9 protein-coding genes, 1 pseudogene and 1 CRISPR repeat array are annotated in these 9,214 nt (G+C 72.0%); of the genes and pseudogenes, 2 read left to right on the top strand and 8 right to left on the bottom strand.

Annotated features, from left to right (window positions below; genetic code table 11):
• From GL263_RS15215 to GL263_RS15200, 4 genes are all read right to left on the bottom strand, one after another.
• Positions 1-1,407, bottom strand: a 1,407-nt coding sequence (locus tag GL263_RS15215; RefSeq protein ID WP_182856244.1) for an NAD(P)H-hydrate dehydratase, incomplete at its 3' end; no start/stop codon positions are given.
• A gap of 375 nt (positions 1,408-1,782) precedes the next feature.
• Positions 1,783-2,142 (bottom strand): hypothetical protein, encoded by a 360-nt coding sequence (locus GL263_RS15205; RefSeq protein ID WP_182856243.1) that lies wholly within the window; start codon positions 2,140-2,142, stop codon positions 1,783-1,785.
• A 64-nt stretch (positions 2,143-2,206) separates the two neighbouring features.
• On the bottom strand, positions 2,207-2,329 hold the full coding sequence (locus GL263_RS28870; protein ID WP_267132769.1) for a hypothetical protein: 123 nt from the start codon (positions 2,327-2,329) through the stop codon (positions 2,207-2,209).
• 239 nt (positions 2,330-2,568) lie between these two features.
• A complete protein-coding gene (locus GL263_RS15200; protein ID WP_182856242.1) occupies positions 2,569-2,808 on the bottom strand; it encodes a hypothetical protein in 240 nt (79 codons plus the stop codon).
• A gap of 329 nt (positions 2,809-3,137) precedes the next feature.
• Here GL263_RS15200 and GL263_RS28865 point away from each other — a divergent pair, with 329 nt between their 5' ends.
• Entirely contained in the window at positions 3,138-3,263 is a 126-nt protein-coding gene (locus GL263_RS28865) for a hypothetical protein (RefSeq protein WP_267132768.1), read from the top strand.
• A 52-nt stretch (positions 3,264-3,315) separates the two neighbouring features.
• Here GL263_RS28865 and GL263_RS15195 read toward each other — a convergent pair whose 3' ends face one another.
• From GL263_RS15195 to GL263_RS15180, 4 genes and pseudogenes are all read right to left on the bottom strand, one after another.
• Complete coding sequence (locus GL263_RS15195; RefSeq protein WP_182856241.1) at positions 3,316-4,167, bottom strand: helix-turn-helix domain-containing protein; 852 nt, start codon at positions 4,165-4,167, stop codon at positions 3,316-3,318.
• Between the two features lie 24 nt (positions 4,168-4,191).
• Positions 4,192-4,722, bottom strand: coding sequence for a DUF6879 family protein (locus GL263_RS15190; protein WP_182856240.1), 531 nt, complete (start codon positions 4,720-4,722; stop codon positions 4,192-4,194).
• Positions 4,688-4,936, bottom strand: a complete 249-nt coding sequence (locus GL263_RS15185; RefSeq protein ID WP_182856239.1) for a hypothetical protein — start codon at positions 4,934-4,936, stop codon at positions 4,688-4,690. The genes GL263_RS15190 and GL263_RS15185 overlap by 35 nt, the downstream gene beginning before the upstream one ends.
• A 357-nt stretch (positions 4,937-5,293) precedes the next feature.
• Positions 5,294-5,506: pseudogene (locus tag GL263_RS15180) on the bottom strand (NAD(P)H-hydrate epimerase); the annotation flags it as partial.
• A 481-nt stretch (positions 5,507-5,987) separates the two neighbouring features.
• Here GL263_RS15180 and GL263_RS15175 point away from each other — a divergent pair.
• A complete protein-coding gene (locus GL263_RS15175) occupies positions 5,988-6,527 on the top strand; it encodes a hypothetical protein (protein ID WP_182856238.1) in 540 nt (179 codons plus the stop codon).
• A 92-nt stretch (positions 6,528-6,619) separates the two neighbouring features.
• Positions 6,620-9,030: direct repeats of the CRISPR family, unit length 29 nt; unit sequence GGGACCATCCCCGCGTGCGCGGGGAGCAG.
• Between the last annotated feature and the right edge of the window lie 184 nt (positions 9,031-9,214).

Raw genomic sequence — 9,214 nt, 5'->3', positions numbered from 1 at the left:
GTGGGTGGCGACATCGAGGGCGCGGGTCGGGGCTGGGGCCTCGCGGGCGGCGAGGCCGTGCAGGTAGGCACCGGTCGCGGCGGCGTCGACGGGCGCGAGACCGGCCGCCAGCAGGGCGCCGACCAGCCCGGAGAGCACGTCACCGCTACCTGCCGTGGCGAGCCACGGCGTCCCGGTCGGGTTGACCCGCACCGACCCGGCGGCGGGCGGCGCGACAAGCGTGGTCGAGCCCTTCAGCAGGACCGTCGCGCCGAAACGGTCGGCGAGTTCCCGGACGGCGCCCAGCCGGGCGGCCTCAACCGCCTCCCTCGGCCGGTCCAACAGCGCGGCGGCCTCCCCCGCGTGCGGGGTGAGCACGGTCGGCGCCGAGCGAGCCCGCACCCGCTCCGGGCTGAGCAGCCGCAGCGCGTCCGCGTCGACCAGCACCGGCACGTCCGCGTCCAGCGCCTCGGCGACGGTCCGCTCGGCCTCGCCGCCGGAACCGAGCCCGGGGCCGACCACCCAGGACTGCACCCGCCCCGCCCGGTGCGGGCCGCCGTCCGAGACCAGCGTCTCCGGGAAGCGGTTGATCACCGCGTCGGCGGCGTGTCCGGTGTACCGCACGGCGCCCGCGCCGCCGCGCAGCGCACCGGCGACGGCCAGTACGGCCGCCCCCGGATACCGCGCCGACCCGGCCGCGACGCCGACGACGCCGCGCCGGTACTTGTCGCTCTCGGCGGCGGGGCGCGGCAGCAACGCGGCCACGTCCGCGTGCTGCGGCGCCAGCAGCTCGGGCTCGGCGGGCAGGTACGGCCCGAGACCGATGTCGACGAGACGCAGGGCCCCGGCCAGCTCGCGGCCGGGGTCGACGAGCAGCCCCGGCTTGTACGCGCCGAAGGTGACGGTCGCGGCGGCGCGCACGGCTTCGCCGGACACCTCGCCGGTGTCGGCGTCGACGCCGCTCGGCAGGTCGACGGCAAGGATCGGCGCGGACAGTCGGCGCACGAGGTCGGCCGCCTCGGGCCGCAGCCCACCCCGGCCGCCGATGCCGGTGATGCCGTCCAGGACGAGGTCGGCCGCGAGAGCGCCCGGGGCCGCCTGGGCCGCCTCGGCGGCCGGCAGCGCCCGGCCGCCGGCGGCCCGCAGCGCGGCGAGCCCGCCGGGGTGCGCCCGGTCGGGCGAGAGCAGCAAGGCGGTGACGCCGGCGCCGCGCCGGGCGAGCCGCGCGCCGGCGTACAGGGTGTCGCCCCCGTTGTCGCCGCTGCCGACGAGCAGCAGCACCCGGCTGCCGTAGACGCGGCCGAGCAGTCCGGCCGCAGCGGCGGCCAGCCCGGCCGCCGCCCGCCGCATCAACTCACCCTCCGGGAGCCGGTCCATCAGCGCGCGCTCGGCGGCACGCACGGTCTCCACGCGAAACGCAGTCCTCATACGGGCCAGTCTCCCGTCAAGATCGCCACCCCGCAGCCGCGTTCCCCGAAACCGGGGCGCACGCGTCGGTCCGGTGCTCCTGCTGTCGGACATGCTCGCCGCCTTGTCACCCGCAGCTTCCCGCTGCCGGGTCCGGGCCCGCAGCCCGCTCACTGTCGCGGACCGGCGGAACCGCCGAAGGGCCGTCTGCAACCTCCACGCACGCGCAGCCGTCGCTTTTTGCTGTAGCTGCAAGCGCCCACTGTCGCCGGAGATGGACCAGGGAACACCCCCGCGTTCGCGGGGAGGAGGGACTGAGTCCCGGCTGGTCAAACCGGGGCTCAGTCGGCGGGCACAAGGTGCCTGGCTACCGCCAGGATGATCGGGCGCATCACGTCACTGTGAGGCCGGGCACCGCTCGCGCCCACGCGGACATGTCAGGAGTGTCCGGATCACGATCCGGCCAAGCGCGTAGTAGCCCACGTAGGCGTCCTGTCCGAGCTGGAGCATCCGGTGCGCGTGCTCCAAGTGCTGCTCGGCGGGCAGACCGCCGCCGGTCGGCGGGTGCTCGCTCACCTCCTTGGTTAGCCACGTGTACGCCTCGTCGACGTGGTCGTAGGTGCCGGCCAGCATGCTCTTCGGCTTCCGGAACCAGGCGTCCAGCTCGCGGGGCATCACTGCGATGCCGTTGTCCCGGGCCTGGGAGTCCGGGGGGACCTCGTGGCCGGTGTAGGCGTAGGCGTGCCAGTGGTCCACGGAGGTCTCCTCGTGTCTGGCGGCCGGCCCCAGGAAAGGGGCCGGCCGGTTCAACAGGGTGGTGCTACTCGCGGCCGCAGCCGCCGCCCCTCCCGCAGTCCGGCTCATCAGCCGGCGGGGTGGTGTCGTCCATGTCCGGCCCCTCGTCCTCCGGGTCAACCGACAGCGGTTGGAAGGGGGTGCGCATATGCTCCTCCTTGTAGGTGGGTTGCTACCTGCGACCCGCCCTGGCCGGTCCTGGCAGGGATGTGCGGCCGGGGCGGGGGATCGTGGAGGTCCGGTCGGCGGGAGGACGGCGTCTCGGCCGCCGACCGGACCCGTCTCAGGGGAGGACGCCGAGGATGATGACGAGCAGCAGCCCAGCGACGATCAGGCAGTACAGAACCTGCGCGGCCACCGACTCCTCGACCTTCTGACGACGGAGGCTCACCGGGCCGCCCCTTCGTCCTCGGCGGCGAACGCCTCCCGCACCTGGTAGACCGCGCACGTGACCGCGACCGCGTCCACCAGGTCCTGCGGCAGCTCCGTCCACTCCTGACCGAGCGCGTCTTCGTGCGGCCCGCCGTGGCCGGCTGGGCGGGCGCACGGCATACGCGCCACGACCAGCGGTGGCGTCTCCTGCCAACGCGCCCGTCGCGCGCCGCACGGCTGAGCGCCGGCGCTCATCGCTCACCTCCCCAGACCAGGGCCCACGGCCCGCGCTGGGTGCCGCTCAGGGACACCCAGCGCGGTTCCGGCCGCGCGGTGGACAGGTACGGCCGAACGAGTCGGGACGCGTCGCCGTCCAGCCGGCCGGTGTACTGCGGGCGGGGGCCGCTCGGCCGGCCGGCGGGAACCCCGGAGGGCCAGCCGGACGGGGTGACGTACAGGCGACGCCTCACCGGCCCGTCCCCTCACGCTTCTGTGCCAGGGTCGGCTTGTCGAACTCGCCCTGGTTGTGCGGCACGCACGTCGCGCAAGCGCGGTGAGAACCGCCGGGGCCGATGTTCTGCTCAATGAGCCGCACCAGACGCACGGTCGACTCGACCGTGCCGCAGCGGTCGCACTGGCGCAAGGCACGTGCGGGTGGGTGGCTGCGCGGACTCGGGGATGTTCCGCAGGTCGTCATGGAACGACGCTAGGAAGCTGCGCAGTTTCCTGGCCACGTCCTTGCGGAGAATTGCGCGCGGTCACTCACTCCAGCGACGCAAGGGCATTGGTGATCAGCCGCCGAGCCTTCTCCCCGTAGACAGCGAGTCCCATCAGCCCGGCGTGCGCTCGGCGATACAGCTCCACCTCGCTCGGGGCGGTCACGGTGACCTGAGCGGCCAGAAGCTCGACGTGAACCCTTTGATCGTCGAACATGGTGAACGCTTCCAACGTCCAGATGTCGCGCGTCTGTGCGGCGAACGGGATGACTCCGAGCGACACCGCTGGCCAGCTGCTCGCGGTGAGGAGATGACCGAGCTGACCTGCCATCACCTGTGGGTCACCGATCTGGTACCGAAGCACGGACTCCTCGATCAGCATCACGAATCGGTGCCGCGCCTGGCGAGTCACACGGGATCTGGCCACGCGAGCCTCGACGGCCTCGGCGACGTCGTCCGGTGTGCCACGGAAGGTCGCGATCGCCTTGAGCAACGCCGTGGCGTACTCCGGCGTCTGGAGTAGGCCCGGCATCACGTGGGAGGAGTAGGTGCGGAACAGCTTTGTCCGCTCGTACAGCGGTACGCGGCTCTCCTGGAGCTGGCGCAGCCCTGTGCGCTGAAGGCGGCGCCACTCGACGTACATGGAATCGGCGGTACGAGACGCGGCGATCAGGTCTTCTGCCTCCGCTGGCAGGTCACACGCGGAACACCAGGTACGGAGGTCCGAGTCTGACGGGGTGGCCTTCCCGTGCTCAAGCCTCGACGTCTTCGCGGGGTGCCAGCCGCAGCGCCGGGAGACCTCCTGGCTCGTGAGTCCAGCGTCCAGCCGCATCTCCCGCAGCCGGCCGGCTATGGCCATCCGTGCAGCCTGGACACTGGACGACGGGCTCTGAGGCATGCCGAGCGCTACCGAAGTCGTAGGTCAGAGCGAGAACGCGCCGTGGGGCACGGCTCGGGCCCACACCGCCTCAAACGCTTCGTCACACAACTTCGCCACGCTGGGGTCGGTGCTGACCTCCGGTCCTCCGGAGGCGCCATCTCCAGTGAAGTGGTTGAAGCGGACTACCTGCCGGTCGAACAGCCAGAAGTCGTTGCCAGGCAGGGCGAGGTCAGAGGCGTCACGACGTGACAGCCACCTCACCTCTTCTCCCGCTTCGATGTTGAGCGGCGTCCCCTCGTGCTCGAATCTGATGTAGTCGCTGACCGGTACCGAGACGATACGGGCGCGTCGGATCGAGACGCCTCGGGCAACGGCTGACCGGACCGTGTCCAGCCACGCCTTTCGGCGCCCCTCACGGTCGTAGCGGCTGCTGGAGTCGCCGGCCTTCCACGCGGCGAACTCCTCGGCTTCGGAAGCGATGCCGTAGACGTCTCGCATCTCCAGGTGGACTGCCGAGTGCTGGCACGCCGCCAGCTGGTCACTGAAGCTTGGCGCGCTCGCGCTCCGCTGCATCGCATGCCTCCCTCAGGATCTGCGCCATGCGGACCGGGATCCGCACAACGCCCTCGGTGTCGGGGATCTTCCCGCTTTCGCGGCACTCGGCCTCGGTCACCTCGTCCGCTCTCCAACCTTGGATGACCAGGTCGGCGGTTGCCTCGTCGACCCAGACCGTCGGGCACTCGTCGCCGTCGGTGGCCGGGTCGATACCGATGAACCGTAGTGTCATCGTGACCTCCGGTGTCTAGTTGCTTGCGGCTCTTGCGCAGCCTTTTAGCCGCGCCACCTCAGGTCAAGGGCGCATCCGGTCACTCCCGGGCGCATGCGAAAGCGCCCCGCTCCCTCCTCAAAGCGGGGCGGGACACCGGCACTTGTCATCTGAGAAGGGCCTGAGTGGCGCCGCCTCCCCCGCACCGAGGGCGATGGCCGCTCCGATCGCGAGCCACACCTTGCGCTCGACAGCAGACAGCCGTACCTCCTGACGTTCGGCTCGTTCGTCGACGGCCTCGATCGCGACTTCCGTCTGTGTCATCCGTGTCAACGCCACGTCGAGCCGCCCGTTGAGGGTGGCGAAGCCTTTGAGGCAGGCGAGGCGGGCTCCGGCGTACAGGGTGTCGCCGCCGTTGTCGCCGCTGCCGACAAGCAGCAGCACCCGACTGCCGTAGACCCGACCGAGCAGTCCCGCCGCAGCAGCGGCCAGCCCGGCCGCCGCCCGCCGCATCAACTCACCCTCCGGGAGCCGGTCCATCAGCGCGCGCTCGACAGCACGCACGGTCTCCACGCGAAACGCAGTCCTCATACGAGCCAGTCTCCCGTCAAGATCGCCACCTCGCAGCCGCGTTCCCCGAACCCGAGGCGCACCCCCGTGTGCGGGGAGCAGGAGGTCCGGGCTGACCTCTTCAAGCGCAACGAGGGACCCCCGCGTGCGCGGGGAGCAGGTCCACACCGCGATCCGCTCGATCGGGTCGTCGGGACCATCCCGGCGTGCGCAGGGAGCACCGCCACATGCGTGGGGAGCACCGGTTTGAGGCGATGAAAGCGGACGTGTTGACCTTCACCGGAGTCAAGGCGGTCACGTCGGAGGACCGCCGCGCGTCCTGCCGCAACCCGCGCTCCCCTACGCCGACCATCCGGAGTACCGGCCCGAGTGGCGCCCCTGCCCCTTCGTCACCACGAGCGACCCCTGCACCAACAGGGCCGCTCCGCATATCGGCAAAGCAGCCCACCCCCCACGCACGGTCCCGCTACTCTCCGTCCGTCACTCAAACAGGAGCACCCATATGCGCAGATACCTCCCCCTCGCAGTCCTCGCCACCACCGCCGTACTCGGTCTCACTGCATGCAGCAGCAGCGACAACGCCCCCTCCGGCAGCAACAGGCCCCCCGCATCCGCGGCGCCCACCGAGTCCGTCGCGGGGCCGACTGCAGAGGAAGCTACCAAGGCCCTCGCTGCGAAGATCCCGACGATGAAGCTGACCGTCGTCTACGACGAGGACACCGACCCGAACAAGCGGCTCGGCCGGCCACACCAGTACGTCGGCAAGACTGCTTTCGCCGACTCGCGGGTGGACACGGCCGCAGCCAACGAAGCAGCCGACGGCGACACCCATTCAATCGACTACGGCGGCACCGTCGAAACCTTCGCCACCGAGGCAGCCGCGACGACGTGGGTGAAGTACGTCGAGGACATGTCGAAAGCCCTCGGCGGATTCGTCACCCCCGAGTATGTCTACCGGAATGGCGCGACCGTCGTGCGGGTCTCCAGCCACCTCAAGCCCAGCGACGCGCGGGACTACGAGACGGCCGTCCAGCAGCTCTGACCCACCACGCCGACGACGACGCCCCTCAGGTGTGTCGGACCACCCCGCGTGCGCGGGGAGCGGCTACGTGATCGAGCACGACAGCGGACGTCGGGACCATCCCCGCGTGCGCGGGGAGCAGGCCTCGGCCAAGGCCGGGCTCTGCCGGAGAAGGGGACCATCCCCGCGTGCGCGGGGAGCAGCACGCACTCCTCGGAGAAGGAAGCGGTGTAGTCGGGACCATCCCCGCGTGCGCGGGGAGCAGTGACCAGCAGAAAGGAGGTCCCCAGTGGCCACGGGACCATCCCCGCGTGCGCGGGGAGCAGCCCGGGTTCCGGCGCGGCCGCCGCTACTTCCGGGGACCATCCCCGCGTGCGCGGGGAGCAGGTGCCGATCGCGACCGGGCTCGCGGCGATCCTGGGACCATCCCCGCGTGCGCGGGGAGCAGGGCCCGCCTCGGGTTCGATGCGCAGTGGGCGAGGGACCATCCCCGCGTGCGCGGGGAGCAGCCGGTGCGCCGGCCGCCGCCGTCTCGGACACCGGGACCATCCCCGCGTGCGCGGGGAGCAGGGCATGTTCCCACATGGACGTGGCCACGTCCCGGGACCATCCCCGCGTGCGCGGGGAGCAGACGGCAACGGCATGAGCCTGGACCTCGGCGTCGGGACCATCCCCGCGTGCGCGGGGAGCAGTGCGCGACCACCCCGGAGCAGGCCCACAAGGAGGGACCATCCCCGCGTGCGCGGGGAGCAGAGCCGGTACGCCGACTCGGGGAGCGGCGCCCCGGGACCATCCCCGCGTGCGCGGGGAGCAGCACTTCTCGGCTTTGCGGGGGAGTCGGAACGGGGGACCATCCCCGCGTGCGCGGGGAGCAGTCGGCTGGCCTGTCGCTGCTCGTCACGTTCCAGGGACCATCCCCGCGTGCGCGGGGAGCAGTCGAGGGTGTACGGCTCGGGGTAGACACCCCGGGGACCATCCCCCCGTGCGCGGGGAGCAGCTGCGGACGTCGCCGCCTGCCGGCACGACGTAGGGACCATCCCCGCGTGCGCGGGGAGCAGGCGATCGGCACCCGCCAATCCATGTCCTTGCCGGGACCATCCCCGCGTGCGCGGGGAGCAGGATGCGTCCGGGGCCGAGCTCGAGTTGCATGAAGGGACCATCCCCGCGTGCGCGGGGAGCAGCGCCCCACACCGATCACCACGGGGCGCCCTACCGGGACCATCCCCGCGTGCGCGGGGAGCAGTTCCTTGGTCGGATGACGCTTGTGTCCGCGCGGGGACCATCCCCGCGTGCGCGGGGAGCAGCCGGCGGGTGAGGACCTGTACTGCCAGAACGTGGGACCATCCCCGCGTGCGCGGGGAGCAGATGGCGCGTGCCGCTCTGGACACGGTTCGCGAGGGACCATCCCCGCGTGCGCGGGGAGCAGAGTGCGGCATGCCGGGCGTCGCGGGCTTCGGCGGGACCATCCCCGCGTGCGCGGGGAGCAGTCGTCTTCAGCGACGGCCTTGACCTCGTCGAGGGGACCATCCCCGCGTGCGCGGGGAGCAGGCCCGCGCCGAACGCCAGGCAGCCACGCCGGACGGACCATCCCCGCGTGCGCGGGGAGCAGGTGACGTGCGCAGTCGACCAGATCCGGCAGGCGGGACCATCCCCGCGTGCGCGGGGAGCAGGCACCGCCGGCGCTGACCGCCAGGTGGTCGACGGGACCATCCCCGCGTGCGCGGGGAGCAGAACGAGATCCGCTTCGAGGACGTCATCAACATGGGACCATCCCCGCGTGCGCGGGGAGCAGGCGGTACTCGGAGGCGATGCGGTGGATGACCTGGGACCATCCCCGCGTGCGCGGGGAGCAGAGTCCTTCCATCTTGAGCATCCGGTAGGCACGGGGACCATCCCCGCGTGCGCGGGGAGCAGTCCTGCTCCTGCTCGACGGTGGGCGGTTCGTAGGGACCATCCCCGCGTGCGCGGGGAGCAGAGGTACCGGTCCTGTTCTCCGAGTGGGTGGCCGGGACCATCCCCGCGTGCGCGGGGAGCAGCACGGGTTTCCGCCCGGAAACTGCGACCGGCGGGGACCATCCCCGCGTGCGCGGGGAGCAGCCCCTGATCTCCCGAGCGCGAGCCGCCACACCCGGACCATCCCCGCGTGCGCGGGGAGCAGCGGGAGTCCTCCGGGGTGCCCCTGCACCGCTGGGGACCATCCCCGCGTGCGCGGGGAGCAGTCTCCGGGCTCATTCCGAGCCCGCCCCGCGCCGGGACCATCCCCGCGTGCGCGGGGAGCAGGACGCGGCGGCCATCAGCCCGATGAGCCGCCCGGGACCATCCCCGCGTGCGCGGGGAGCAGGCGGGGGTGAGGGGGATGGTGTCGATGAGCTGGGGACCATCCCCGCGTGCGCGGGGAGCAGCTCCCGCTGGGACCGCTCGTTCCGCTCCCGCAGGGACCATCCCCGCGTGCGCGGGGAGCAGTGACCGGTGCTGTCCATGCCACGGTATCGCCGGGGACCATCCCCGCGTGCGCGGGGAGCAGAAGAGATGACCTGCGGGTTTGTGGCGGGGGAGGGTGGTTTTTACTCACTTTCATTGATCCCGGCAAGTCGTCACGAATAGGGCGAAGCGGTTCCTGTGTTGCGAAGTCCGCAGGACTTCCCCCGTGGGGATCAGGAGGTGGAGAGGGTGTCGGCCTTGACGCTTGTCACGAAGGCGGTGAAGGC

Source organism: Streptomyces durbertensis (assembly GCF_014156695.1).
Lineage (GTDB): Bacteria > Actinomycetota > Actinomycetes > Streptomycetales > Streptomycetaceae > Streptomyces > Streptomyces durbertensis.
The sequence above is the reverse complement of the archived record's forward strand: the minus strand, read 5'-3'. Positions and strand labels throughout refer to the sequence as shown.